This is a genomic window from Enhygromyxa salina (genome assembly GCF_002994615.1).
GTDB classification, from domain to species: domain Bacteria; phylum Myxococcota_A; class Polyangia; order Nannocystales; family Nannocystaceae; genus Plesiocystis; species Plesiocystis salina_A.
The window spans coordinates 1-25,816 of the sequence record NZ_PVNK01000118.1 but is presented as its reverse complement, the minus strand read 5'-3'; the positions used below and the strand labels follow the sequence as shown (position 1 = coordinate 25,816).

General features: G+C 68.0%; 19 protein-coding genes. 17 read left to right on the top strand and 2 right to left on the bottom strand.

The annotated features are described in order from the left end of the window. Window positions 1-124: 124 nt before the first annotated feature. The 9 genes from ENSA5_RS11540 to ENSA5_RS11500 all read left to right on the top strand — a co-directional run bounded on the left by ENSA5_RS11540 (window position 125) and on the right by ENSA5_RS11500 (window position 9,724). Window positions 125-745 (top strand): helix-turn-helix domain-containing protein, encoded by a 621-nt coding sequence (locus ENSA5_RS11540; protein WP_181197645.1) that lies wholly within the window; start codon window positions 125-127, stop codon window positions 743-745. Between the two features lie 158 nt (window positions 746-903). Further along, entirely contained in the window at window positions 904-1,806 is a 903-nt protein-coding gene (locus ENSA5_RS11535; RefSeq protein WP_106391697.1) for a hypothetical protein, read from the top strand. Between the two features lie 109 nt (window positions 1,807-1,915). After that, entirely contained in the window at window positions 1,916-3,004 is a 1,089-nt protein-coding gene (locus tag ENSA5_RS11530; RefSeq protein ID WP_308726543.1) for an NAD-dependent epimerase/dehydratase family protein, read from the top strand. Further along, window positions 3,001-4,029, top strand: coding sequence for an NAD-dependent epimerase/dehydratase family protein (locus ENSA5_RS11525; protein ID WP_106391695.1), 1,029 nt, complete (start codon window positions 3,001-3,003; stop codon window positions 4,027-4,029). The genes ENSA5_RS11530 and ENSA5_RS11525 overlap by 4 nt, the downstream gene beginning before the upstream one ends. Beyond that, window positions 4,026-5,024 (top strand): SDR family NAD(P)-dependent oxidoreductase, encoded by a 999-nt coding sequence (locus tag ENSA5_RS11520; protein WP_219906770.1) that lies wholly within the window; start codon window positions 4,026-4,028, stop codon window positions 5,022-5,024. The genes ENSA5_RS11525 and ENSA5_RS11520 overlap by 4 nt, the downstream gene beginning before the upstream one ends. Then, window positions 5,021-6,145, top strand: a complete 1,125-nt coding sequence (locus ENSA5_RS11515) for a CgeB family protein (RefSeq protein ID WP_106391693.1) — start codon at window positions 5,021-5,023, stop codon at window positions 6,143-6,145. The genes ENSA5_RS11520 and ENSA5_RS11515 overlap by 4 nt, the downstream gene beginning before the upstream one ends. Further along, entirely contained in the window at window positions 6,142-7,203 is a 1,062-nt protein-coding gene (locus tag ENSA5_RS11510; protein ID WP_106391692.1) for a CgeB family protein, read from the top strand. The genes ENSA5_RS11515 and ENSA5_RS11510 overlap by 4 nt, the downstream gene beginning before the upstream one ends. A gap of 42 nt (window positions 7,204-7,245) precedes the next feature. Then, window positions 7,246-8,364 (top strand): glycosyltransferase family protein, encoded by a 1,119-nt coding sequence (locus ENSA5_RS11505; protein WP_106391691.1) that lies wholly within the window; start codon window positions 7,246-7,248, stop codon window positions 8,362-8,364. 7 nt (window positions 8,365-8,371) lie between these two features. Further along, window positions 8,372-9,724 carry a hypothetical protein gene (locus ENSA5_RS11500; RefSeq protein ID WP_106391690.1) on the top strand — a complete coding sequence of 451 codons (1,353 nt, stop codon included), beginning with the start codon at window positions 8,372-8,374 and terminating at the stop codon, window positions 9,722-9,724. A 58-nt stretch (window positions 9,725-9,782) separates the two neighbouring features. Here ENSA5_RS11500 and ENSA5_RS11495 read toward each other — a convergent pair whose 3' ends face one another. Continuing rightward, on the bottom strand, window positions 9,783-10,601 hold the full coding sequence (locus ENSA5_RS11495; RefSeq protein WP_106391689.1) for a class I SAM-dependent methyltransferase: 819 nt from the start codon (window positions 10,599-10,601) through the stop codon (window positions 9,783-9,785). Between the two features lie 431 nt (window positions 10,602-11,032). On the opposite strand from ENSA5_RS11495, the gene ENSA5_RS11490 reads away from it, so the two are divergent. From ENSA5_RS11490 to ENSA5_RS11480, 3 genes are all read left to right on the top strand, one after another. Further along, the gene (locus tag ENSA5_RS11490) at window positions 11,033-12,502 is read left to right on the top strand and encodes a pyridoxal phosphate-dependent decarboxylase family protein (protein ID WP_106391688.1); all 1,470 of its coding nucleotides are present in this window, start codon (window positions 11,033-11,035) and stop codon (window positions 12,500-12,502) included. Beyond that, a complete protein-coding gene (locus ENSA5_RS11485; protein WP_106391687.1) occupies window positions 12,499-14,964 on the top strand; it encodes a non-ribosomal peptide synthetase in 2,466 nt (821 codons plus the stop codon). The genes ENSA5_RS11490 and ENSA5_RS11485 overlap by 4 nt, the downstream gene beginning before the upstream one ends. A 408-nt stretch (window positions 14,965-15,372) precedes the next feature. Then, window positions 15,373-16,248, top strand: a complete 876-nt coding sequence (locus ENSA5_RS11480) for a hypothetical protein (protein WP_106391686.1) — start codon at window positions 15,373-15,375, stop codon at window positions 16,246-16,248. 152 nt (window positions 16,249-16,400) lie between these two features. Here the strand turns inward: ENSA5_RS11480 and ENSA5_RS35835 are convergent, their stop codons facing one another. Then, the gene (locus tag ENSA5_RS35835; protein WP_146155583.1) at window positions 16,401-16,781 is read right to left on the bottom strand and encodes a hypothetical protein; all 381 of its coding nucleotides are present in this window, start codon (window positions 16,779-16,781) and stop codon (window positions 16,401-16,403) included. A gap of 833 nt (window positions 16,782-17,614) precedes the next feature. Between ENSA5_RS35835 and ENSA5_RS11475 the strand changes: the two genes are divergently transcribed. The 5 genes from ENSA5_RS11475 (at window position 17,615) to ENSA5_RS11455 (ending at window position 25,185) form a co-directional block, all read left to right on the top strand. Beyond that, window positions 17,615-19,036, top strand: coding sequence for a tetratricopeptide repeat protein (locus ENSA5_RS11475; RefSeq protein WP_106391685.1), 1,422 nt, complete (start codon window positions 17,615-17,617; stop codon window positions 19,034-19,036). 5 nt (window positions 19,037-19,041) lie between these two features. Continuing rightward, on the top strand, window positions 19,042-23,301 hold the full coding sequence (locus ENSA5_RS11470) for a DUF6531 domain-containing protein (RefSeq protein WP_106391684.1): 4,260 nt from the start codon (window positions 19,042-19,044) through the stop codon (window positions 23,299-23,301). A 7-nt stretch (window positions 23,302-23,308) separates the two neighbouring features. Then, a complete protein-coding gene (locus tag ENSA5_RS11465) occupies window positions 23,309-23,626 on the top strand; it encodes a hypothetical protein (protein WP_106391683.1) in 318 nt (105 codons plus the stop codon). Window positions 23,627-23,699: 73 nt separating this feature from the next. After that, window positions 23,700-24,338: a hypothetical protein gene (locus ENSA5_RS11460; RefSeq protein WP_106391682.1), complete on the top strand. Its 639-nt coding sequence runs from the start codon at window positions 23,700-23,702 to the stop codon at window positions 24,336-24,338. 148 nt (window positions 24,339-24,486) lie between these two features. Beyond that, window positions 24,487-25,185 (top strand): hypothetical protein, encoded by a 699-nt coding sequence (locus ENSA5_RS11455; protein WP_106391681.1) that lies wholly within the window; start codon window positions 24,487-24,489, stop codon window positions 25,183-25,185. The last annotated feature ends 631 nt before the right edge of the window (window positions 25,186-25,816 follow it).

Genomic DNA, 25,816 nt, shown 5'->3' with positions numbered 1-25,816 from the left:
CCGAGCAGTGTTCGACCCGATCGGGCTCACCCGCAGATGAGCTCGACCCCCTGCGAGGGTGTCGGTGGTCCAGGTGCGGCTTCATACGCCAAAGTGCGCGGGCGAGGATGCGAGGCTGGACACAGTGAACCTTGACGCCCTCCTTCGCTATAGCGTACGCGTGCTCGGCATGACGGACCCCTCGAGCGCCATTGGTCCCAACATCCGGCGTCGTCGCCAGACCCTGGGCTTGAGCCTCGACGCCATGGCGGCTGCTAGCGGTGTCAGCAGCACGATGCTCTCGGAGGTCGAGCGCGGGAAGAAGAACCCGACGGTCAAGCTCGCCTACCAGATCGCCCTGGCGCTGGGCTGCTCGCTGACCGAGCTGCTCGAGGACGCGCCGCCGACCCCCGTGGCTGTGGTTCGCGCCGACGAGCGCCAGGTCCTCGTCGATCCCAGCTCGGGTGTCGCCCGGCACGGACTGCGTCCGGGCTTGCTCGATCGGCACCTGGAGATCGCGTGGTACGAGCTGCCCGCGGGCGAGTCGACCGGTGAGGTGGGGGCCAAGCTCCCGGGCGTGGTCGAGTTCTTGACCGTGCTCGAGGGCCGCGTGGAGGTCTGGCTCGGCGGGGTCGCGCATGAACTGCGGGCCGGGGACTCGATCAGCTACGGGCTGCAGACGACGATCGAATACCGCAATTCTGGCGGCGCGCGGTGCCGGGTGTTGTTGATTGTGGACCGCTCGAAGGTCGGCGCGTCTGGCTGACGGCGTCAGCGCCGTTCGAGTCACTCGCTGTCCTTCGTTTCTCGTCACTCATTGAATGGGGAATGCTGGCTTTGGCAATCATATGATGCTAGAGCCGGATAGTGATGTGTCATTGTCTGAATGACACCCGCTGAAAGTAATTCCCAACTGAGGGCTCAATGATGAAAAAACTGCACGCACTTCTGGCCTGCTCACTCCTGACCGCCTGCGCGGAGATCGACGACGAGATGGCCAACACCGATCCGAGCACGGATCTGTCCGAATACGACCTCGCGCGGGGAGGCCGGCTCCTCGACAAGTGGTACGCTGACTCCAGCTTCGAAGGCACGTTTAGCCCGGGTAGCGAGGGGGGGCCGTTCGCAAATGGCACGCTCGCCGACGTGGACGGCGCGCCCTTCGCCAACGATGAGGGGCACGACTACCGGCTCAAGAACTTCTTCGGCTGGGATCTGCGGGGCACCGAGGGCATCTACGGCCCCGACTACGCCGACAAGTCCTACGCACTATCGATCGATCTTCTGGCGGGGTCCAGCTCGCACGCCGAGCTGGCCGCGTGGTTTGAGGGCGGGGGCGACGGCCTCCCCGCCTACGGCGACGTCCTGCGCACCGACCAGATCGACGACATGGCCGCCTTTGTCCTCGCGATGCGCACTGGCCGGTTGCCGCGCGCCTCCGAGATCTGGGCGCTATCCGACACCGCACCCAACAACTACACCCTGTTGCCCGGCGCCGACATCGAGGCCGGTCACGCAGCCTTTGCGAGCACCTGCGCCCTGTGCCACGGCGCGGACGGCACCGTCGAGCTGTTCGACGACGGCGAGTACACGCTCGGGAGCTTCGCGCGCCAAAAAGCGTACGAGGGCTGGTTCAAGGTCCTGGTCGGGCATCCCGGCAGCCTGATGGGCCCGCAGGTCCCGGACGGGCTGACGGCCGCGGAGCAGGCCGAGTGGATCCTCAACGTGTTCGCGGCGCTGTGTGACCGCGAGGCGTACCCGGCGACCGGGGCCTCGGAGGAGGACGTCGAAGACGGCGATCCGCGCTGCGGCGACTATTTGCGTTGAGGTGAGCGTGGTTTTTGTGTCCACATAGGCGCGAGCAAGTTCCGCGAGGAACTGCAGATATAGGGGACTCGGAGGTGAAGCAGAGTATTGCGCCCTGAACCAAGGTCCAATGCAATTGCGCGTTCAGGCCCCCATGCTAGCACTTGCGTACATGGCGCTGGGAATCGGGCGACGTACAGTATTGGTCACCGGAGCGGCTGGCTTCATCGGCTCGCATGTGACGGACAGGCTGCTGGCCGAGGGCTTTGAGGTCATCGGCCTCGACAACCTGATGACGGGCGACCTCGAGAACCTCGCGGAGGCCGGGCGCGACCCCCACTTTCATTTGGAGATCGGCGACGTTCGCGAGCCGCTGCCCGTATACGCCGAGCTGATCTTCAATTTCGCGTGCCCGGCCTCGCCGATCCACTATCAGTCGGACCCCTTCACGACGCTGACCACCAGCGTGCTCGGGGCCCTCCGGCTCGCAGAACAAGCGCAGGCGCGAGGTGTGCGGATCGTTCACGCGAGCACCTCCGAGGTCTACGGCGATCCGCTCGAGCACCCCCAGCGCGAGACCTACTGGGGTCACGTCAACCCGGTCGGAACGCGCGCCTGCTACGACGAGGGCAAGCGCGCCGCAGAGACGGTCTTCATGGACGCGCACAGGACCCGCGGCGCCGATGTCCGGATCGTGCGCATCTTCAACACCTACGGGCCTCGGATGGCGCTCAACGACGGGCGGGTGGTCTCAAATTTCGTCCGCCAGGCGATCACGGGCGAGGCGCTCACGCTCTACGGGGACGGTCGGCAGTCGCGCTCGTTTTGCTTTGTCGATGACCTCGTCGAGGGCATCTTTCGCTTTGCGACCAAGGACGAGATCAATCATCGGATCATCAACCTCGGCAATCCGCAGGAGATCTCGATGCTGGAGCTCGCGGATATTCTGGGCAAGGTCGTCGGAGTGGAGCTGCCCGTGGTCGAGGCCCCGCTGCCGCCCGACGACCCCAAGCGGCGCCGGCCAGACATCTCGCTCGCCCGATCGATGCTCGGCTACGAGCCGAAGGTCCCGATCGCGCGCGGCGTCGCCATGACCTACGCGAACTTCGCTGAACGACTCGATCGAGACGGCGTGACGCGAGGACGCAAAGTCGCCCAGGCAGATGGCGCGGGCGAATCGAGCCCGAGCCGCGTTGGCCACAAAAGGAGGAGCGCATGAGTCATGTATTGGTCACTGGAGCTGCGGGGTTCATTGGCACGAACCTCGTGGAACATCTACTTCGCGAGGGCAACACCGTCACCGCCCTCGACTCGCTCGTGAGGCCGGGCACCGAGGACAACCTCGAGTGGCTCCAGCGCCGCGCGCGGCCGGGGACCCTCGCGTTCGTGCAGGGCGACGTTCGCGACGCGGCGATCGTCACGGCGGCGGCGAGGGGGGCGAGCGTGATCTACCACCTCGCCGCGCAAGTGGCGGTCACGACCTCCGTCGCGGAACCCCGCGAGGACTTCGAGGTCAACGCGATGGGTACGCTCAACGTGCTCGAGGCCGCGCGCCGGTCCGGACGCCAGCCGGTTGTCGTGTTCACCTCGACCAACAAGGTCTACGGTGAGTGCGCAGACCTCGCGATCGACGAGACCCCCAAGCGCTACGTCTATCAAGACAGGGCCCACGGCGTGGACGAGCGGCAGCCGCTCGACTTCCACTCGCCCTACGGCTGCAGCAAGGGCGCGGCCGATCAGTACGTCCGCGACTACGCGCGCATCTACGGCCTCCCGACCGTCGTGTTTCGCATGAGCTGCATCTACGGTCCGCGTCAGCTCGGCACCGAAGATCAGGGCTGGCTCGCGCACTTCTTGATCGCGGCCACCCAGGACCGTCCGATCACGATCTTCGGTGACGGAAAGCAGGTCCGCGACGTGCTCTTCGTCGGCGATCTGATCCGCGCCTTTCGCCTCGCGGTCGACACGATCGACGTCACGGGCGGCGAGGTCTACAACATCGGCGGCGGTCGGGCGAACACGCTCGCGGTCTGGGCCGAGCTCGGTGAGGTCATCGCCGAGCTTCGCGGCGCGCCCGTCCCGGTCCGCTTCGACGACTGGCGGCCCGGCGATCAGAAGATCTACGTGAGCGACATCCGCAAGGCCGCGCGCGACATGGACTGGGCGCCGGTCTTGACCACGACGATCGGTATTCGCCGACTCTGGGCCTGGGCCCAGAGCCTCGGCGCCGGGAGGCCACAGTGAGCCCCACGCGGGTGCTGGTGACGGGCGGGGCCGGCTTCATCGGCTCGCACCTCGCCGAGCGCCTGCTCGCCGATGGCCACGAGGTCGTGGTCATCGACGACGAGTCGACCGGCCGCCGCGAGAACGTCCCCGCGGGCGCCGAGTACATCCGGGGCGATGTCGCGCTGGCCTCGGAGCTCGCGCCCGCGTTCGAGCGCTTCGGCCCGATCGACGCCGTCTGTCACGTCGCCGGTCGCGCCTCGTTGATTCGCTCGTTCTCAGACCCGGTCGGGGATCTGAGGACCAACACCCTCGGCACGCTCCGTGTGATCGGACAGTGTCTGCGCCACCGGGTCGGCCGCTTGCTCTACGCGAGCTCGATGACGGTCTACGCGGGCGCCGAGAGCGTCGGGCCGTCCGAGGACACCTCGTGCGCACCGATCTCCTACTACGGGGTCACCAAGTACGCCGGCGAGCGCTACGTCCACGCCACGGCCGCGCGCCGGGATCTCGAGGTCCCGCTCAATGTGACGACCTTTCGAATGTACAGCGTCTACGGGCCGCGTCAGGCCCTCGACAATCCCTACCAGGGGGTGCTCGGGATCTTTCTTGGCAACCTCGTGCGCGGTGAGCCAATGCGCATCTTTGGCGACGGCCTCCAGACCCGCGATTTTATCTACGTCGCGGACGTGGTCGACGCCTGGGCGCGGGCCCTCGCAAACTCGGTGACCTACGGGCAGATCTACAACCTCGGCAGCGGCCGCGAGCGCACGATCCTCGACCTCGCCGAGCAGGCCCTCGCGGCCATGGACCAGCTCAGCGGTGGGGCCGGGCTGGCCTCGGGCCGCATCGTCCACGAGCTCGCGCGCCCGGGTGAGCAGCGGCGGGTCGAGGCCCGGATCGACAAGCTCCGGGCCGCGCTCGGCTGGGAGCCCGCGACCGCGTTCGAGCGCGGGCTCGCGCAGACCATCGCGTGGGTTCAGGCCACGCAGGATCCCGGGGTTGACGAATCATGAAGCTCTTACTCGTCAACACGCCGGACCTCCACGCCCGCAGCGTCGCCACGATCCATCGCTACGTGGCGGTTGGCCGGGCGCTGGGGCACGAGGTCGTGATCTTCGGCGATCCCAACCCCGAGCTGCCCTCGCTGCCCTTCACCACGGACCTGCGCGGGGTCGACCTCGCGCTGTTCGTCGTCGAGGTCGCGTGGGACTTCCCCGACATGCCCGCGCTCGCGTGCCTGCTCGACGGCGTCCCCCGCGAGCGCCGGGTGGTCGTCGACCTCTGGTCGCGCTACGGCGACACGATTCGGACCGAGCACGACTTCAACCACCTCGAGAAGCTCGACGGCCACCAGGGCTGGGAGTGGGTCGAGGCCTTCGAAGCCGTCTCGGACATGATCCTCCAGCCAACCCTCGCGCCGCTGCGGCCCGACGTTCGGCCCTTCTTGTTCCACGGCTTCGACGAGGGCGCGGTCGCGCGGCCCCACGCCTCGGCGCGCGAGGCCGCGTCAGCGTGGCGCCGCGCTGGCCCGGACACCAAGCGCTACGGCATGATCTACGTCGGCAACAATTGGCAGCGCTGGGGCCAGCTTCGCAGCTTTGTGTCGCACTATGGCCCCGTCCGCGACCGCGTGGGCCCCGCCTGCCTGATCGGTTGGGACTGGGATCAACGCCCCGACTGGGCCGCGGACAACGGGATCGTCGGCGTCGACGTCGACCCATCCTTGCTCGCGCAGCTCGGGGTCGAGACCCGAACCCAGGTCCGCTTTGACGAGGTCATTGGCTTGCTCGGCCAAGCCCGCTTTACGCCGGTCGTCCACCGGCCGCTGTTTCGGAAGCTCGGCTTCGTGACCAACCGGACCTTCGAGACCTTTTGCGCCGACACCCTCCCGGTCTTGATGTTGCCGCGGGATTTTGTCGAGGCGGTCTATGGACCGGCCGCGCTCGCGCTGGTCCCGGGTGAAGATCTGGCCGCGCACCTCGAGGGCGCCCTGCGTCGGCCGGAGCCGTACTGGGAGGCCGTGCTTCGAACGCGGTCTCATCTCGCGCGCGAGCACTCGTTCGAGCGCCGCTTTGACCAACTCGCCGCGATCTTCGATCGGGCGACGTCGGGGCAGGGGCGGGCGCGGCCATGAACATCCTGTTCGTGATGGAGCACCGGTGCAACGCCGGCAACACCCACGCGCTCGTGAACTACATGCGGGTCGGCGCCGCGCTCGGGCACACGATCGCGTTCTTCGGGGAGCCCTGCGCGGACTTGCCGGGGGTCAATTTCTCGACCGATGTCGGCGCCTTCGACCGGGTCGTGTACCTGTTCGAGTCGCGGATCTACCGGGTCAAGCGGCTCGCCGAGGTCAACCTCCTCGCCAACGTTCCGCGCGCGCACAGGTTCGTGCTCGACGCCGACGCGAAGTGCAACCCGATCACGGTCGTCGACGACTACGATCGGAATTACGCCAACGAGACCCAGCGCAGCGAGTGGTTGCGCTTTTATGAGGCCCTGTCCGACAACATCCTCAAGCCGACCTTGCTGCCGTCGGACGACGAGCGGGTCACGACGCTGCCCTTCTTTGGCTACGACCCCGCGCTCCTGATCCCCCCGGAGGCGGCCCCGCCCAAGCGCTACGACGTCCTCTACGTCGGCCACAACTGGTGGCGCTGGAAGGAGCTCGAGGATGAGATCTTGCCGGGGCTCGAGCAGATCCGCGACGAGATCGGCGAGATCGGCTTCGCCGGCTTGTGGTGGGACAGCCCCCCCAGTGAGTGCGCCGGGATGTCCGAGCTCGAGCCGGCCTTTCGCGTGAATCAAGCGGCGTTCCAGAAGCTACGAATTCACACGGACCCGGCCGTGCCCTACACCGAGGTGATCCGGACAATGAGCACCGGGCGGGTCAACATCTTCCTCCAGCGGCCCTTCCTCCAGCATGTCCGGCACCTGACCTTGCGCTACTTCGAGGAGTTTTGCGCCGACACGATCCCGTTGCTGATGCTCGACACGGAGTTTGCCGTGGCGGTCTACGGACCGGCGGCCCGCGAGCTGACCCTGGCCGGGCGGGTCGCGAGCAAGGTCCTCGACGCGCTCCGCCGGCCGGACCACTATCGTGAGGTCGTCGAGGATGTCCGCCGCCACCTGCTCGCGCACCACCCCTACGAGAAAAGGGTCGAGGAGCTGGTCTCGGTCTTGCGGGGTTGACCCGAGCTGATTGGGCGCAGTGATTGGCGAAGGGACGCTCGGGTGAAGATCGTATTTGTCTATTGGGGCTACGCGAACGCGGGCAGCATGCTCGACCTCCAGGGTTACGAGCGGGCGGCCCGCGCCCTCGGTCACGAGCTCACGATCTACGGGCCAGCGGAGGTGGAGCTCGGGCTGCCCTACTCCAAGGTCCTCGCCGGCGCGGACGCGGTCGTGTTCGTGTTCGAGTGGACGACTCACCTCCAATACGGCGACTGGGTCGACTGGGTCAGGCTCGTCGGTTCGGTCCCGCGGCGGCGCCGAGTGGTGATCGATTGTGACGGCGCGTACAACGACCCGATCGAGATCGACGGCGACTACAACCACAGCTCGACCGGCGGCCGGATGTCGTGGGCCGGGGGGGACGAGCTGTGGGGCTGCGCGGGGACGATCAGCGCGGAGGCGTCGAGTCGGGCGTGGATCGAGCTGTGTGACAGCCTGTCCGACAAGATCTTTCAGCCCACGCCGCGGCCGCTGCGGGCCAACGTCGGGACCTTCTTGTTCCACATTTACGACCCGACCTGGGAGACCCCGCTCGACTTCAGCGCCAAAGATCTCGACATGGTCTATGTTGGACACACCAAGTTCCGCTGGCAGGGCATGTCCAGGGTGCTCGGAGCGATCGAGGGGGTCCGGGACCGCGTTGGCCGGCTCGCGCTCGTCGGCGAGGGCTGGGCGCGCACCTTGGACCAACACGTGCGCGCGGGTATCGAAGATAATTTTTATTGTGATCGTGTTTACCTCGAGCAGCTCGGGGTCGAGACCTTGCCGGCCGTGCCCTTCGAGCAGGTGATCGAGACCATGAGCCGGGCGGTGTTCAATCCGGTGGTCTATCGGCCCTTGTTCGCGCACCTCGGGCTCGTGACCTGCCGGACCTTCGAGACGCCCGCGGCCGGGACCATCCCGCTCTTCGTGCTCGACGAGGGCTACATCCGCGAGCTCTACGGCGATCGTGCGACGGAGCTGATCTTCGGCGGGGACCGGCCGCAGGAGAAGCTGCTCGATGTCCTGGCCCGGCCCAACTACTACGCCGGGATCGTGACCGAGATCCGGCGCGCCTTCGCCCGCCTTCACTCACCCCAGGCGCGCCTGCGCGAGCTGGTTGAGATCATTGAACGCTGAGGTTTTGATGAAGCCGACCAAGAATCTTGCTCCGACCGCGCCCGAGGCCCAGCGAATGCGGCTTCGCTACGGATTCAACGAGATCGACGCCTGGTGGCACGTCGCGCTTGGCGAGCACCGCGAGCGGATCCACAAGCACCTGCGCCGGATGAACACCAGCGTGATCCGGATCTTCGTGTTCGACAAGCCAGTCCCCGACCCGATCGGCCAGTGGTCGCTGTTCGCCGCCTACGTCCAGGGGGTGCTCGACGCCGGGGCCGTGCCGATGATCACCTTCGCCAAGTTTCATCCGCCTCATGACGACCCGCGCAACCTCCGGAGCTTCGTCAACCGCTGCACCGAGATCGTTTGGGGCTGCATGGAGCAGTGGGGCGTGCAGGCCATGCGCGACTGGTACTGGTGCGTGTGGAACGAGCCTAATAACGTGTTGATCGGTGGCGGCCTGAGCTTCGCGCAGTATCGTCGGATCTACGAGGAGGTCGCCACGGCGATCCTCGACCTGATCGGGCCCCACCTCAACGGCCAAAAGGCGCGGATCGGCGGGCCGGCGATCGACGGCACGCATCAGGCGTTTTGGATGGACTGGATCGCCCGCCTCGTCGTCGAGGTCGACGACGCGCTGGTCGGGTTCGTGTCGTGGCACCGCTACGGCGACTGGCGGCCCGCGGCCCTCAGCGCGAGCCTCGGCGTCGATATTTTTGGTGTGCCCGAGACGCCCGAGGGCGCGGGCTTCGAGGCCTTGCTGATGGCTCAGACGCCCGCCTACGAGGCCCGGGCCCGGGGCGTGGGCCGGCTCCTGGTTGGACGCGACATCCTCAACGTCTGCGGTGAGGTCAACGCGATCGCGCATCACGATCGCAACTACACCCGCTGCCTCAACCAGAACGCGTTTGGGGCGGCCTACTACGCCTCCGCGCTGATCCACCTCGTTCGCGGCGGGGCTGATCTCGAGATGCGGTGGACGGCGACCGACAACGACGACGCCTACGGTTTGCTCGCCCGGGACGGCGCGCCCTCGGCCGCGTGCCGGGCCAAGGAGCTGTTCGCGCAGCACGTGCGCCATGGCGATCTGGTCTCGTTTCCCAACTGCCCCGGCGGCGCCCCCGACATCGACGCGGTGGTCTCGTGCGGTGGGGACGGACGTCGGAGCGGGGTGTTCGTGCACACCTCGGCCGGCCCACGGACCCTGGTGATCTCCGACTGGGACGAGACCCTTGGGGACTGCGACGAGGTCCTACGCGTGGACAAGAGCACCGGCGACGAGGTCTCGCGCGAGCGCTTTGATGGCACGGTGCGACTCGACGGCTACGGGGTCGCGGTGATCACCACTGGCCCGCCCGACGGGCCTGCGACCAGGTGATGCGGCCAGCGTTTTGGCTTCTTGACCACCCGCTCGATGACGCCACCGAGCGGCTGTGTCAGGCGCTCGTGTCTTCGCCGGGCTTTCGGGCACGTAGCGCGTAGGCCAGCGGCAAGATGCCCTCCAGTCCCTTCAGCTGGTAGCGGCCCGGCGCGACCTCGACGCAGTCACTGAAACAGCTGATCTCCGTGTAGTCGTACTCCTCGAACGCTTCGAGGATGAACCCCCGGTCGATCAATGCACCGAGCACTTCGCCAAAGGGATGATTCCATCCGAGGTTGGTCGTCTTTGGCTTCGCGTTGCCGCTGTAGCTCGTGTCGCTCGACTCCGTGATGGGTCCGCGGTTGAAGTAGCTGTGCTCGAACTTGGACCGGTCGTCGCCGTACATCCAGACCATCGGGTGAAACTCCGCGAGCACGAGCGCGCCACCCGGCGCGAGGAAGTGGTCGACGACCTTGCTCCACTTCTGGAGGTCCGGGAGCCAACCGATCGTGCCCCACGAGGTGAACACGAGGTCGAACGCGCCGGCGGCGTCGAGGGCCCCGGGAAGCCCGTAAACATCGCTGTGCACGAAGGTGCCCTCCAACTTGGCGAGGGCGGCGAGCTCGTTCGCACGGTCGATCGCACGGGCCGAGAGGTCGACCCCGGTCACCATCGCCCCGCGCCGCGCCAGCGAGAGCGTGTCCTGCCCGAAGTGGCACTGCAGGTGCAGCAGCCGTTTCCCATCGAGTGAGTCGGGCAGCATCGAGAGCTCGATGGGCCCCAGGCTGTCCTTGCCGGCGAGCCATCCGGGGACGTCATAGAAGTCGGACTCCCAGTGGGCGTCGACCATGGCGTCCCAGTGCTCGCGGTTGTGCTCGAGGTAGTCGTCGCTCATGTCGCGGAGCTTAGCTGGTTGAGTGGGTGGTGCTGTGTAGGTCTGGCGAGCGAGCGCATCGGGTGACCTCGGCGTGAACGTCGCACGGTGAGACCGAACCACTTTTCCCATGGGAACATGACCTTGTCCAAGACGCTTGACAGTCACTGAGGCGTGGAGCACACCGGCCTGCTCACCCGACGACGAGGCCGGGCTGGTCGGTGATCGGCCCGAGCTCGGCGTTGTCCCAGCCCTGCTCGTGGGGTCGCGGGCCCGGTCACTGCAGCAAATCTGCCACCTTGCTCGTGTCGAGCGTCGACGCTCGGCGCGGTCGAGGCTGAGCCTCCGCGTGTTTGTCGCGTGCTATTTTACACCACATTTAATGTATATCCCTACGCTGCCAACCTACCGAGCAATTGACGTACCCCTCCGTCACGTTCACGCCACGTCCCATGGCTTCCCCTCTCGACTGCAACGGCAACAGTGCGCCGCTCGAACCCAGCGCCGCGCAGATGCAGGCCATCGCTGCGCAGATCAGCGAGGTCGTCATTGCCCACATTTTGTCGCTCGGTCAGCAGCCTGCCTCGGACACGCAGGGCTCGGCCGCGCCCTCGCTCGCCGAGCCCCTGCCTCGCGCAGGCCAGCCGCTCGACGAGCTCCTGAGCTTGGTCATGGACGAGCTGACCCCACGCAGCGTCAACACGGCGAGCCCGGGCTACCTCGGCTACATCCCCGGCGGCGGCTTGTTCTTGTCCGCGGCCGCCGAGTTCCTCGCCGCGGCGATCAATCGGCACGTCGGCGTCGAGCACATGGCGCCGGGGCTGGTCGCGCTCGAGGAGACGGCGGTCCAGTGGCTGTGTGAGATCGTCGGCTACGGCCCAGGCGCGGCGGGGGTGCTCACGACCGGCGGCTCGCTGGCGAGCCTCACCGCCCTGGTCGCTGCGCGCGATCACACGGTCGCCGACCAGATCAGCCGCGGGGTCGTGTACGCCTCGGATCAGGCCCATCACTCGGCAGCCAAGGCCGCGCGGATGGCCGGCTTCTCGCGGGCAAACATCCGCGTGGTCGCAACTGACGCGGCGGGCCGGATGGATCTACACGCCGCGGCGAGCATGATCGCCGAGGACCGGCGCGCGGGGCTGATCCCTGCGGTGCTGGTCGCGAGCGCGGGCACCACCAACACCGGCGCCATCGATGACCTGGGTGGTGCAGCCGCGCTCGCCCAGGACCATCAGATGTGGCTGCACGTCGACGCCGCGTACGGGGGCTTTTTCATGCTCACCGCCCGCGGGCGCGAGCGGCTCGCGGGGCTCGCGTCCGCCCACTCGATCACCCTCGATCCACACAAGGGCCTGGGCCTGCCCTACGGCAACGGGGCCCTCGTCGTCGCCGACCGCAGCTGGCTGCTGGACGCGTTCTCGGCCTCCGCCGACTACCTGCACGAACACGAGAGCAGCAGCGTCAATTTTTGTGATCTCTCGCCCGAGCTGTCTCGCAACTTTCGGGGCCTGGGCCTGTGGTTGCCGCTCAAGGCCCTCGGCAGCCAGCCCTTCGCCGCGCACCTCGACGAGAAGCTCGACCTCGCGGACCAGGCCGCGCGCGCGCTCGCGCTGCTGCCTGGGATCGAGATCGTCACGCCACATCAGCTCTCGATCGTCACCTTTCAGCTCCAGCTCCCGCGCCCGGCCGCCGACCGCGGCAACGATAGCGCCGACAGCGAGGTCGGCCTCGCACAAGACGAACTCAACACCCGCCTGCTCGCGGCGATCAACTCGCGCGGGCGCGTCTACCTGTCCGGGACACGATTTCGCGGGCGCTTTGTCCTGCGCCTCGCGGTGCTCTCGTTTCGGACCCACGCCGACCGGCTCGCGCAGGCGCTCGAAGACATCGAGGCGGCGATCACCGAGGTCTCCCCGCGATGAGCACCCCCTCGATGAACACCCCCACGCCCAACGCCCCAACGCTCAACGCCCAATTCGCGGCGGTCAGCGTCGCCGCTGCCGAGCGGATCGGAGTCCAGCTCGACGAGCAGACCTGGACCTACGCGGCGCTCGGCCGCTGGGTCGGCCAGGTCGCGGGGGTGCTCGCGCAGGCGGGTGTCGGGCCAGGGGATCGTGTCGGCCTCGCGCTCCCACGCGGGGCCGAAGCGATCGTGGCGATGCTCGCCGTGACCCAGCTCGGCGCGGCCTTCATCCCGCTGCCGCTCGACTGGCCCGCCGCGCGCGTGGCCTTTGTGATCGACGACGCGAGCCCCTCGCTGGTCCTCGGCGCTCCGGGCTCGCAGGCGGCAGACCGCGGCCCGACCCGCTGGCGATCCATGCCCGACTTCAACCCGGGCGCGCCCTCAGCCGATCCAGCCGATCCAGCGGCAGGACCCGGGCAGGCCACACCAACATCGCTGGCGTGCATGCTCTACACCTCGGGCAGCACGGGTCAACCCAAGGGCGTGTGCCTCGAGCACGCGGCGCTGCTCACCCGGCTGCAGTGGATGTGGCAGGCGTGGCCCTGGGGTCCCGCCGATCGCAGCCTCCATCGCAGCTCACTCGGCTTCATCGACGCGATCACGGAGTCGCTCGCGCCGCTGTTGTGTGGCGCCGGCGTGGTGATCCTGCCCCAGCGAGACAGCGCCGACGTGCTCGGGATGCTCGCGCTGATCCAAGACCAAGGCCTGACCCGAGTCAGCCTCGTCCCCTCGCTGGTCCGCCAGCTGCTCGACCTCGGCGGCGACGTCTCGCGGCTGCCCCCGCGCTCGGTGTGGGTCGTCAGCGGCGAGCGCTTCGAGCACACGCTGCTGACACGGCTGCGCCACGCGGCGCCCGAGCTGACGATCCTCAACCTCTACGGCTGCACCGAGGTCACCGGGGACGCGACCTGTGCCGTGTTCGAGCCCGGCGACGCGCTGCCGCCCGAGCGTGTGCCGATCGGTCGGGCGATCGCGGGCGCCCGCGTCCACGTGTTGGATCCACACGGCCAGGTCGTCGCGCCCGGCGTGGTGGGTGAGCTCTACGTGGGCGGCCCGCTCCTCGCCCGCGGCTACCACCACCGCCCCGAGGAACAACAGGCCCGCTTCGTGGACGACGCGGGCCTCGGTCGGCTGTTTCGCACCGGGGATCTGGGCCAGGAGCTGGACGGCGAATTCCACTACGCGGGCCGGGTCGACAGTCAGGTCAAGCTCCGCGGCGTGCGGATCGAGCTGGGTGAGGTCGAGGCCACGCTCGCCGAGGTGCTCGCTGGTGAGGTCGTCGTTGTTGTCGCCTCGCAGCCGCCGCGCCTGGTCGCGTTCACGACCGACACCCGCGCCGACCTGGGCGCGGCGCTGGCCCACGCGGCGCGACGCCTGCCGCCCGCGGCCGTGCCCGCGACGATCTCGGTCGTGGACGAGATTCCGCTGACACCGTCCGGGAAGCGCGATCGCATCGCCTTGGAGGCCCGCTGCGCCAGCCAAAGCGCTCGCGCTGCCGGGCCCAAGACGCCGCTCGAGCGCGAGCTCGCCTCGATGCTGGCCCTGAGCCTCGGCTGCTCGGAGGTCGACCGCGAACACAGCCTGGCGACGTGCGGCGGCGACTCGCTCACGACCGCGGCGTTCTTGACCCGGTTGCGCGAGCGCTTTGGCCTGCGTGAGGTCGAGCCCGGCTGGCTGCGGAGTCAGAGCGTCGCGGCGCTCGCCGAGTGGTTCGGATCCAGGTCCGAGTCTGGCTCCGGGTCCGAGTCCGGCGCGGCCCCGAGCCCGAACCCGCGCCCAAAAGCGAAGCCGACGCCTTCGCGCTGGGACATCCAGGCCGCGACCCTCGCCGAACGCGACGCGCTCGCGTTGCTCTCGACCTCGGTGTTTGTCGAGCGCGAGATCCTGTCGCAACTGTGTGGGCTTCGGGCCGATGACCTCAGCCCCTACGCCGGCGCCGTCGTCGACCAGAGCCTCGCCGAGCGGCTGGCCTGGACGGCGGTCGAGCGCGAGACAGGCCAGCGTGTGGGCTTTTGCCTCGCGCACGATTTCACCGCCCAGCTGAACCCCGCGTCACGTCCAGCGATGGGCCCGACCCTCGCTCTGCTCGGCGAGCTCATGCGCCGCTACGAGGCCCAGCGTGGTTCGCTCGGCCCAGGTGAGGTCGCAGAGATAGCGATGACCGGCGCGCTCGCTCGTATCGATGGCCTGGAGGTCGCCCACGCGCTCGAGACCCACGCCCTTCACAACATCACGCGGGCCGGCTTCTCATCGGTCGTGACGATCTGTACCCACCCCGCGACGGTGGAGCTCGCCGAGCAACTTGGTTTTAGCGCGAGCGTGGGTGTTCGCATGCAAGACTTCACGTGGCACGGAGAACGCCTGTTCGCTGAGCGAGCTGGGCCCGATGTCCAGGCGCTGCTGTACGAACGCAAGCTGTAGCGACCACCCCCCGATCTTGGGCAAGTCCACGGCTCGAGGCCAGCGCAGCCCCCACCCCAGGTTGGGCTGCGGGTCCACCAGATGGCCACGGCGAGCTGGCTCACGCGGCGTGGCTCGACGCCACGACCCTGGCCATCGCGCCCGTGTCTCGGACCCGATCGCCGCGCGGGTTCGGCGTGCCCGCTCATGTCCTCCGGTCCGAGCGATGCCCCCCGCGAACGACGAAGAGCAATGCACATCGCGGAGCGCCACCCCAGCCGATCGGCTGGTGACCGCGAACGATCGCGCACAGATCGGTTTTGTAATTTGGGTCAGTAGCGAGCGCCGTCAGATTCGCGTAATTAGACTGCGATCCGACGACTGATCGGATCCCCATCCCCCATGCGACACATTCAATCGATCATCTCCATGTCTATCCTCCTTTGCCTCGGCGCGGGGCTCAGCGCCTGCCAGGGCCAGGACGAGCCCGGCGACGCGCTCGAGGCGGCCAACCAGGAAGTGAACCCGGAAGTGAACCCGAGCGTGCTCGCGCCCGGCACCGTGGTCGTCGACGGCGGCACCGTCGTCGTTGTCGAGGGCGCGCTCGAAGTCCGTGCGGATGGCGCGAGCCAGGCGCTCGTGCTGACGCCTGACGGCGACGGCATGATCGCCAGCTGGGACGGCCAACAGGTCAACCCCGAGGCCGAGCTGCCCGCCGAGCTCGCGGAGGCCATCGACCTCGCCGAGCGAGCGTTGGCCGACCACACCGTGCTCGATCAATTGCGCATCGATCAACCCGTTCTCAACCCGGACAAGGGCCTGATCGGCTTCGTCCAGCAGTGTCAGGCCACCGGCTGCAGCGGCCAGATCTGCGCAAGCGAGCCGGTCTTCACCACCTGTGAGTGGCGCGCCGAGTACGAGTGCCTGCAGTACACCACCTGCGGCAACAACGGCCCGGGCTGGAGCTGCGGCTGGGCGATGACCCCCAAGTACGTGGAGTGCCTCGCAAGCGTCGGCAACGCCGAAGCCAACGTGGTTGACGCCCAGATCGCAGCGCCCGAGAGCCCCGCGGTCGAGACCGACTCGTTCTGCGGCTGCGTCAGCGACGACGACTGCATCAAGACCACCCCCGGTTGCTGTCCGTGCAACGCGGGCGGCCAGGAGATCGCGGTCGCCAAGCAGTGCAGCACGTCGGGTCCAAAGTGTGATCCCTTCGTCCAGTGCCCGCAGGTCTATCTGTGCACCGACTCCGAGGCGGTCTGCGAGGCCGGCGAGTGCGTGCTGTCCAAGGGCAGCCTGTTCTAGTCCGGTCGTCCAATCAGCCGAACCAAGCGGGTCGCCGATCCTCGCGCCAAGCGAGCGTTCGGCGGCCCTCGCCAAATTTTTCCTATCGAGATAGAAGCCAGAATTTGTTGGATTCGGTGTTCACCAGCCCTCGGTCAGCCCGGCGCCATGCATCACAGCGGTTCTGCCAACCAGGCCGCAGGGTCGTCTCCCTCTTCGCAGAGCTTTCGAGCGACGTCGCACGTCGGGCCCGGGAACAGCATCGCGTCGAAACGACACTGGTCGATCTCGTCAGCCGCCATCCCAGCACACGCAGCCGCTGCGCAGTCGATGAGGACTCGCAGGCTCAGTGGCGCACTCGCCGGGTCGTCGTCTGGGCGGCAGTCGGCGGTCGGGCCGCAATTGGCCAGTTCGTCCATTGCGGACCGACAACTCGCGGTGTCGAACCGCACTCCCTCTGCCAACGGGTCGGTGTCGGATTTGGGATTGTCGCACGCCGCCCCGGACAGCAGCAGAAGCACAAACGCCTGTGTAGTGATCAGCCTCAGTTGCATGCGTCACCTGGATCTGAAAAAGAGCCGTGGAACTCCAGACTGTCGATCAGCGCGCGCCCTCGGAATGCCTGATGCGCCACCGCCATGACAAGACACTCCATCGAGGGGCGGTTGGTCGGGGAGAGCGGGCCCAAGCGGCTCGTTCTCACCAGGTGCCGGCTGCTCAGGAGCATAGCTAAGAAGCATGACGGGACATACCATGACGGCGAGACGCACGATCGATCTGACCTTGTTCACTTGATCGTTGCTTCTGCAGCCATGGCGAAACGCTACCATGTGCGCTGGAACATAGGAACTCCGACCAGTCGACTCTGGGGTGCGCTAAGCCCGCCATGCGATGAGCCGTCGCAGCGCTGGCAGACCAGGACCTCGACCGCGAACACGCGCCTCAAGAAGACTCGCGCCGACCTGAGGCAGTTAGGGTAAATCAGCGCGGAAGATGTCAACAAAAGTGAGATGAATTCTGGGTTCAATGGTTTGTTCGTTTGTTCGAAGGCTGGTTGATCTCCGTCGGCAACGACGGCTGCTAGCGAAGGCTGCGGTGGGGGCCGGGCCGCGGGCCTCGCTTTTCTCGAGCGCGGGGCCATGGTGGACGTCGTGAGGGGTCATCAGGCCGAGGCTGCCCCACGATGGTGCTCGAGCTTGTAGCAGTCGAAGAACTCGTGGCTGTGGTCCTCGGTCGAACACCGGAGGAGATGTGTGTGGGGACGACCACGACAAAGACGACGAGGACGCTCGAGCAATACCCCCGGCCCATGGGCGGGCGCGACCGCCCGGGGTCCCGATGACTGAGGACCGAGTCGGCGTTTTGGGCTACACTCGCGGGCTCTGGCATGGACGCGCTGACCGAGCCCATCGAACAGGTCGTCGAGGCAGGCGAGTGGTTCGTGCACACGCCCGAGCTCCGGCTGCTCTACATTGCGACCAGCAACATGCTGCGCAACACGGTGCTCGAGCACCTGACCGCGAGCGAGCTGCTCGACGACAACACCGAGCCCTACTTCGTGCTCGAGGCTCCGACCGAGCCGGGCGACGCGGGCTGGACCCTGCGCAGCGATGAGCTGCGCGCGGACTGGGAGGGTCTGGTCGAGAGCGCGCCCGCGAGCGTCCCGCTGACGCCGCTGTGGCCGGAGCTCGCCGGAGAGCGCCCGCTCGCCCGCTTTTGCCTCGAGCTCGCGGCGGCCCTCGACCGGCTCCAGCCGCCGATGACCGGGCTCGTGATCGTGCTCGCGCCGGTCTGGATCCGCGACGCCGAGCGCTGGCGCGAGGACCTGGCGTTGGTGCTTGGCGAGCCCCGGTTGGCGGCCGCGCGCTTCGTGGTCGTCGAGGTCGACGACGAGCTCACGCTGCCGGTCGTCGAGCAGCTCGGTGACGCGGCCGAGCGGGTCGACGCGCGGATCGACGAACCAGCCCTGCGCAAGCAGATGCAAGATCGGGTCAACGCGATGAAGAACGCCCCGCCCGGTGCGACGGGGCCCCAGCTGACCGGCGCGGCGGGGCCCGCGGTCGCGCCACCGCCCCGCAAGAGCGCCAAGCCGCCGCTGACCCCCGACCAGAAGCAGGCCCTGGCCCAGGAGGTCGGGATCCCCCCGGTGTTCATGGACGAGCAGGCCATGCACCAGCTGCGCGTCCACGTGGTCTCGGCCGCGACCCTCGCTCAGACCGACCCGCTCGCGGCGGTCGCAGCCCAGGGCCAGGCGCGGGACATGTGCGTCGCCAACGGGCTCACGCGCGAGGCTGTCGTCAACGAGCTCGTGCTCGGCGGATACATGATCCAGGCCGGCGGCGCCGAGCCGGCGATCGAGACCTTCGGCTCGGCCAAGGCCCGCGCCCGCGAGGCCGGCTTCGTCGAGCTCGAGCTGCAGGCCCAGATGGCGATCGGCGCCGCGTTGGTGATCGCCAAGCGTGGCGACGAGGCGATCGTGGCCTACAACGAGGCTGGAGAGCTCGGCCTGGCCTCGCAGGAGACACAGACTCCCGTGCCGAAGATCATGGCTGTAGAAGCCTACCGCATGGCGGGCCAGCTGCTCGCGTCTTCGGGCCGTGAGCAGGACGCCGCGAACATGTTTTGGCGCGCGCTCGAGGCGGTCAACGCCGTCGAGGAAGATCAACGACCCAACTCGAGCGCGAGCGAGGCCGCCCGCGCGCTCGCGTCGCTGTGTCGCAAGCACGGCCTCCACCAACAAGCCATGTCCCTCGACGCCCAGGCGATCGAACTCGAGGGCGCCGCCGCGTCCCCTGCGACTCCAGGTTAAAAGAGATGGTCCTCCAGAGCAGCTGGTTCGATCCCGTCCTCGGTCTCGACACGCACATCGTCGGCGTCCCGGCTCCGCCCGCGCCCGCGCCGGTGCCGACGCCGGTGCCGATGCCCTTCGTCGGCATGGTCTTCGATCCCCTCGGGCTCGCGATCGGGGCCGGGATCGGCATGGCGTTCGGCGGTGGCCCCGGGCTGGTGTTCGTCAACTCGATGCCGGTGACCAACTGTGGGACCGAGGTCACCAACAAGCTGACGATGCCGCACATCCCGGCGCCGGGGGTGATGTTCATTCCGCCGCCGATGCCGGGCAACGACGCCGAGCTCTACTTCGGGTCGCACAACATCTCGCTCGCGGGGTCCTACGGCGTGCGCCTCGGCGACATCGCGCTGAGCTGCAACGACCCCGTGCGCCTCCCGGTCAGCGTGGTCCTGGCGATCCCCAAGGGCATGCCCGTGCTCAACATGCGGCCGATGGTCCCGGATCTGAAGGCTATCGCGATGGCCCTGGCGATGAAGGCGATCATGCGCGGGGCCAAGGCCCTGCTGCGGCGCGGCGCGGCCTTGTTTCGCCGGATGCGGGCCAACTCGCGCTTCTTGCAGCGCATGAGCCGGGCGCTCGGCGGCTGCGAACCCCCCGCCAACGCGAGCCGCTGGCGCCAGATGTGGCACCGCACCGTTCGCACGGTCACCGGTCACCCGGTCGACGTCGTGACCGGCAACCTCTCGACCGAGATCATCGACGCCCAGCTGCCCGGGCCGCTGCCCCTGAAGATCGAGCGCGTCTACGAGTCGGCGGGCTCGTCCAGGGCCGGCACGCTCGGCTACGGCTGGAGTCACAGCCTCGACGAGTCGCTGTGGATGGAGCGGGCCCGCGCGGTGGTCCGCTGCGGCGACGGACGCGAGGTCGAGTTTCCGCTGTGGCACCTGCCCGAGCGCAAGCTCCGAGCCGGCGACACGGCCACGCGGGTGATCCACAAGATGACGCTGACCTGTGTCCAGCCGGGGCACTACGAGGTCCGCCAGGCCAACGGCAATGTCCACGTCTACATGGCCGTGGCCGGCGGTGATCCGGAGCTGTTTCGCCTGGTTCAGATCCGCTCGGGCGACGCTCAGCACGAGATCCGCCTGACCTACGATCCGCGCGGGCGGCTCGAGTGGGTCCGCGACTGTGGCGGACGCACGCTTCGCTTCAACCACGACGAGCGCGGCCGCTTGACCTCGCTCGACCTGCCCGCGCCCAGCGGCGAGGGCCACGTCCGCCACCGCCAGTACCTCTACGACGACAACGACGATCTGATCGAGGTCCGCGACGCCGAGGGCGCCGCGTGGCGCTACGCCTACCAGGGCCACCTCATGGTCCAGGAGACCGATCGCGCCGGGCTGTCTTTTTATTTTCAGTACGACAGCGTCGGATCACTGGCCAAGTGCGTGCGGACTTGGGGCGACGGGGGCATCTACGATCATTTGATCACCTACGATCAAAAGGGCCGCAAGACGATCGTCGAAAACTCGCTCGAGCAGGCCACGATCTACGAATACAACGAGCGCAACCAGGTCGTGGCGGTCACCGATGCCAAGGGCAAGGTGTTTCGCTACGACTACGACCCCGACACGGGCAAGCGCACGCTCGAGCAGGATCCCCACGGCAACGAACGGGTCATGCGCTACGACCGACGCGGGAACCTCGTCGAGCAGATCGGCCTGGACGGGGCGGTCTTGAAGATCGAGTACGACGAGGAAGATCGCCCGATCAAGGCCATCGACGCCCGCCGGGGCGAGTGGTCGTGGACCTACCACCAGGGCCGCCTGGTCGAGAGCAAGGTCCCCTCGGGCGAGAGGACCTGGCAAGAGTGGCGCGGTGGCCTCGTCACGCGAGTCGTCAAGGGCTACGACGAGCGCGCGGTCACGACCTTGACCTACGACCAGCGCAAGCGCGTGATCGCGACCACGCTCGGCAACGGCGTGGCCACGCACTACACCTACGACGGCCAGGGTCGGCTCACGCAGGTCCAAAACGCCCGCGGCGGCCTGACCAAGCTGCGCTACGACGCCGAGGGCCGGATCGTCGAGACCGAGGGCCCGACCAGGGTCCGGCAGCGGCGGGTGCTCGACGCCGAGGGCAACGTGCTCGAGTTCCGCGACGCGACCCGCCACGTGCAATTCGAGTACGGCCACAAGCACCGCGTCGTCACCCGGGCCGAGGCCGGCGTCGCGGTCCGCTACGACTACGACACTGAAGACCAGCTCCGCGCGGTCATCAACGAGGCCGGTGAGCAGTTCCAGTTCGAGCTCGACGACAACGGGCGGATCATCCAGGAGATCGGCTTTGACGGGCGCACGCGCAGGTACGAGCGCGACGCCCTCGGGCGCGTGACCAAGATCGTCCGCGCGAGCGGGGCCGTGACCGAGATGGCCTACGACGCCCTCGATCGCCTGGTCGAGACCAGGCACGACGACGGCAGCTTCGCGCGCTTCGGCTACGGCGTCGACGGCACCGTGATCCGCGGTCAGAACGAACTCGGCGAGGTCGAGCTCGAGCGCGACAGCCTCGGTCGGATCGTGCTCGAGCGCAGCGGGGAGCACGAGGTTTGCTCGTACTACGGCCCAAACGGCACCCGCGACGCCCTGACGACCTCGCTCGGCGGCCACGTGAGCGTTGGCCGCGACGTGCTCGGGACCACGCGCCAGCTCTTCTTCGACGTCAACAACCAAAGCGAGCCCAACGTCGCCCTCGACGTCGACGCGCTCGGCTGCGAGACCACTCGGCGCTTCGACAACGGCATCGAGCTCGCGTGGCAGCACGACGAGGCCGGGCGCCCGACCGCGCGGCGCACCACCTGGCGAGCGGGGTTGCGCGCGGCGATGGTCGCGGCCACGGTCTCGAGCGCGGCGCCCTCGGTTGCGAGCGCCGCGGGGGAGGGCAGCGGCGTCCAGGCCCTCGACGCGCGGACCTACCACTGGCGGGGCGAGAACCAGATCGCCGCGATCGAGTCGCCGCTCGGCGACCGCGAGTTCGACCACGACAGCCGCGGCCGCCTCGTCCGGGAGCGCCGCCGCGACGCCGAGTTTCACCGGGCCATGAACGCGGTCGGCAACGTGTTCAAGACCCCCGACGGCAGCGATCGCAGCTACGCACCCGGCGGACAGCTCGAGCGCGTGCGGACCGACGCGGGCGAGGTCCGCTACGAGTACGACGACGACGGCAACCGGGTCCGCAAGATCGAGCCCGACGGGGGCGTGTGGCACTACCGCTGGAATGGCCACGGGATGCTGCGTGAGGTCGAGCGGCCCGACGGCGCCCGGGTCGAATTCGACTACGACGCCTTCGGCCGGCGCACGGCCAAGCGCCTGATCGCCGCGGGCCAGACCAAAGAGACGATCTTCGTCTGGGACCGCAACGTCATCGTCCACGAGCTCGACGCCGACGACGAAGACGGGCTGGTCACCTGGCACTGGGACCCCGACGGCTTTCGCCTCGTCGCGCGCGAGCACCAGGGCGCGCGCCACTACGTCGCGACCGACCACCTCGGCACGCCAACCGAGCTCTACGACGAGGCCGGCGACCTCGCCTGGCGCATGGACCACGACATCTCCGGGGTCCGTCGCGACACCCGGGCCGAGGCCGAGGCCGAGGACCAGGCCAAGACGCCCGTCGCCTGCCCGTTTTCGTTCCCGGGCCAGTACGTCGACGACGAGACCGGGCTCGCCTACAACCGCTATCGTTACTTCGATCCCGACGCCGACCGCTACCTCAGCCAGGACGCGCTCGGGATTCAGCCGGGCGTCGATCTCTACGCCTACGTCCCCGACACCACCGTCGAGCTCGATCCGCTCGGGCTCCAGCCCTACGACTTCGGCACCCTCCTGAACGAGGCCGAGAACACCCTCGACTTCTCGACCGCGCGCGACGGCGCCGTGTTCTGGTCGGGTCCGCGGATGGCCGACGCCCAGCGCTGGGCCGCGGCCAACGGCAAGACCACGCTCGAGCAGACCGCGGGCGGGCGCTACCTCGACGGACTCAACCTGTTCGACACACCGACCAGCGGGCTGAGCGGTGCCGAGGCCGCGCAGGTCTGGGACGCCGCCTCGCGCCGTTTCGCGGAGGGCGCGTCGGGGGATGTCAATGTATTCTCGACCGGCGCCACGCGCTTCGGCGCCTGGGGCGAGCGGACATGGTGGCGGCTCGAACGCCCGACCCTCGCTGCCAACCCCGACGTCAACAGCATTACGCGGCGGCGAATCGACGGAAACCCCTGCGGGTGAGCGAGCAATGGTCAGCAAAGCCAATCGTGAATTTATCGCCGAACTCAAGGCTCAAGATCCCTTCACCGGGACCTTGGTGCCGATCGGAGACACCGGGGACTTCGCCAAGGTTCGCTTCGTGATGCGGGGCGAGTGGGCGTTTTATCAGGAGGGGGGTCGGGCGACGTTGCTCGAGGCCTTTGCCGGGCGGGGGGTGATCAATCGGCGATCGATCAAGCGCTGGGATAATGGCAAAAAGATCACCGACGAAGAGCGCGAGGGGATCATCGAGCGGGTTTCGGTCGCGCTGCGCCAGGCTGGCAACGAAGAGATTCGCGTGCTCTGATCGCTTGCGTCTGGCGCAAAGCTTGCGAGGGCTGGGGTGGGCGCCCTTCGGTCTGGCCAGCTACCACAATGGTATGGTGACCATCCACACGCGTTCACACCCGCTCGGGCTGACCTTCGCTCTGCTCGGGTTGCTCGCGGCAGGAGGCGAGGATCCGCAGGCGGACCACGAGCCCGAACGGGACGTGTTCGTGGCCTTGGAGCTCAGCGCGGGTCCCCGTGCGGAGCTCGTCGGTCCGTCGAACTTTGGCGGCACGGTCTTGGCTTCGGCGACCCTTGACGTCGGCTGTACGTCGCGTGGCTGTGCGGCCGCCGAATTTTCTTACGATCGCGCGGGCACCTTGTTCACGATCGAAGAGCTCGACCTGTTCGAGGACGACCCTGTGGTCATCACCGACGGCGTCGACTCGCTCGTGGCCGATCGGGTCGACATGCGGCTGTGGCAGGAGGCCGAAGGTTACGAGGTCTGCGGCCCGCTCGACGGGGCGGCCCTCGGCTACGAGATACCGGCCGGGGCGGCCCTGTTCGTGATCTCGAGTCATGACCGGGACGGTGAGTCGAACCGCTTGATGGCCGCGAACGCTACGGACATCTGGATCAGTGAGGACCGCGGTCGCGGGACGTGGACCATCGGCGGGTTCGAGATCGCGTTCGAGGATGCCGACGGCGAGCTGTGGACCGTCACGCTTGGGGACAGCGAATGGCAGGGGTAACTGCCTTGGCGCAACTTTTTCGCTATCTTCGAGTCGACCTGTTTTGCGGATCCATGGCAGTGACTGGTTTCATGCGGACGCGTGTTCGAGCTATTGTGGTCGGGTCTCGGGTCCTCGCCATGGCGTTGACCGGTGACGTCGCGCTGCCATGCTCTCACGCCTGCCATCGATCGGTCTGACGCTGGCGATTTGCGGGTGCCTGATCGAGCCCAACCCCAAGTTCCAAGACCCACTCGCTGATGCTGGCGACGGCGATGGCTCGAACGGTGACGGCGATGGTGACCTCGGCGACGGCGACCCAGGTGATGGAGACTCAGGCGATGGAGATGGCGACGGCGACGGCGATGGAGATGGTGATGGAGATGGAGATGGCGATGGCGACGGAGATGGAGATGGAGATGGCGATGGCGACGGTGACGGCGAATGCATCGACCCCGTCGCGCCTGGCGGCATATGCCCCAACCAGTGCACGGAATGTGTTGGGAACGTGTGTGTGATCGAGTGCATCGGCAACCAAGTCTGCGAGGAGACCAACATCGTGTGCCCACAGGATTTCGAGTGTCAGCTGATCTGCGACGGCCCGGACGCGTGCGATGTCTCGACCGTGACGTGCCCCGCTCTCTACCCGTGCACCGTCAGCTGCGACGGAGGGGTCGACGCTTGCGGCGACATGGAGTTGGTGTGTGGCGCGGGCTCGTGCGCGATCGAGTGCGGTCCCGATGACGCGGTATGCATGGGTGCGAGCGTTAATTGCGGCGCCGGAGCATGCAGCGCGACGTGTGCGGGCGCGTCAGTGCCCGCGAGCATGCCCAACTGCGACATGGCGTGCGCGTGCACGCCGTGCTGACCGCCTGACCGCGGCAAGCTAGCAGCCCGGGGTGCAATGCATCGTGTCGCCTCGCGCCGGAATTTTCGCCGAGGGCGCGAAGCCAAAACGCCGCTGTACCGGGCGTACTGCAAGTTTTGGCGACAAAGCCATCGGCGAAAAGGCCAAGCGAGGCGGCGCGAGGCGTTGCACCCCGGGCTGCTAGTGGTCTAAAGATGCCCAAAAGCCCCTCCCAGCGAACTCCGCGACCGCTTACGGCCGTGCGTGGCAAAGTCGCAGACGGCCATGGGGGTCTAAGGAAACTTACGACCGTGCGTGGCAAAGAGCAGGGTGACCGCAAGGTCTAAACGAGCCCCCTTCTAGGGGGCCACGGAGGCCACCGCGAAGCCCATACCAGCCCACCGAGCGACGAGCGCAGCGAGGAGCGACCGGCCGCTCGCGGCCGTGCGTGGCAAAGTCGCAGACGGCCATGGGGGTCTAAGGAAACTCGCGGCCGTGCGTGGCAAAGTCGCAGACGGCCGCGGGGGTCTAAACGAGCCCCCTTCTAGGGGGCCACGGAGGCCACCGCGAAGCCCATACCAGCCCACCGAGCGACGAGCGCAGCGAGGAGCGACCGGCCGCTCGCGGCCGTGCGTGGCAAAGTCGCAGACGG

Coding starts and splice junctions, on each gene's coding strand:
- ENSA5_RS11515 (WP_106391693.1), top strand. CDS start 5,021: ATGAAGCTCTTACTCGTCAACACGCCGGACCTCCACGCCCGCAGCGTC.
- ENSA5_RS11500 (WP_106391690.1), top strand. CDS start 8,372: ATGAAGCCGACCAAGAATCTTGCTCCGACCGCGCCCGAGGCCCAGCGA.
- ENSA5_RS11490 (WP_106391688.1), top strand. CDS start 11,033: ATGGCTTCCCCTCTCGACTGCAACGGCAACAGTGCGCCGCTCGAACCC.
- ENSA5_RS11530 (WP_308726543.1), top strand. CDS start 1,916: ATGCAATTGCGCGTTCAGGCCCCCATGCTAGCACTTGCGTACATGGCG.
- ENSA5_RS11455 (WP_106391681.1), top strand. CDS start 24,487: ATGCTCTCACGCCTGCCATCGATCGGTCTGACGCTGGCGATTTGCGGG.
- ENSA5_RS11525 (WP_106391695.1), top strand. CDS start 3,001: ATGAGTCATGTATTGGTCACTGGAGCTGCGGGGTTCATTGGCACGAAC.
- ENSA5_RS35835 (WP_146155583.1), bottom strand. CDS start 16,781: ATGCAACTGAGGCTGATCACTACACAGGCGTTTGTGCTTCTGCTGCTG.
- ENSA5_RS11465 (WP_106391683.1), top strand. CDS start 23,309: ATGGTCAGCAAAGCCAATCGTGAATTTATCGCCGAACTCAAGGCTCAA.
- ENSA5_RS11480 (WP_106391686.1), top strand. CDS start 15,373: ATGTCTATCCTCCTTTGCCTCGGCGCGGGGCTCAGCGCCTGCCAGGGC.
- ENSA5_RS11470 (WP_106391684.1), top strand. CDS start 19,042: ATGGTCCTCCAGAGCAGCTGGTTCGATCCCGTCCTCGGTCTCGACACG.
- ENSA5_RS11495 (WP_106391689.1), bottom strand. CDS start 10,601: ATGAGCGACGACTACCTCGAGCACAACCGCGAGCACTGGGACGCCATG.
- ENSA5_RS11510 (WP_106391692.1), top strand. CDS start 6,142: ATGAACATCCTGTTCGTGATGGAGCACCGGTGCAACGCCGGCAACACC.
- ENSA5_RS11460 (WP_106391682.1), top strand. CDS start 23,700: ATGGTGACCATCCACACGCGTTCACACCCGCTCGGGCTGACCTTCGCT.
- ENSA5_RS11485 (WP_106391687.1), top strand. CDS start 12,499: ATGAGCACCCCCTCGATGAACACCCCCACGCCCAACGCCCCAACGCTC.
- ENSA5_RS11535 (WP_106391697.1), top strand. CDS start 904: ATGATGAAAAAACTGCACGCACTTCTGGCCTGCTCACTCCTGACCGCC.
- ENSA5_RS11475 (WP_106391685.1), top strand. CDS start 17,615: ATGGACGCGCTGACCGAGCCCATCGAACAGGTCGTCGAGGCAGGCGAG.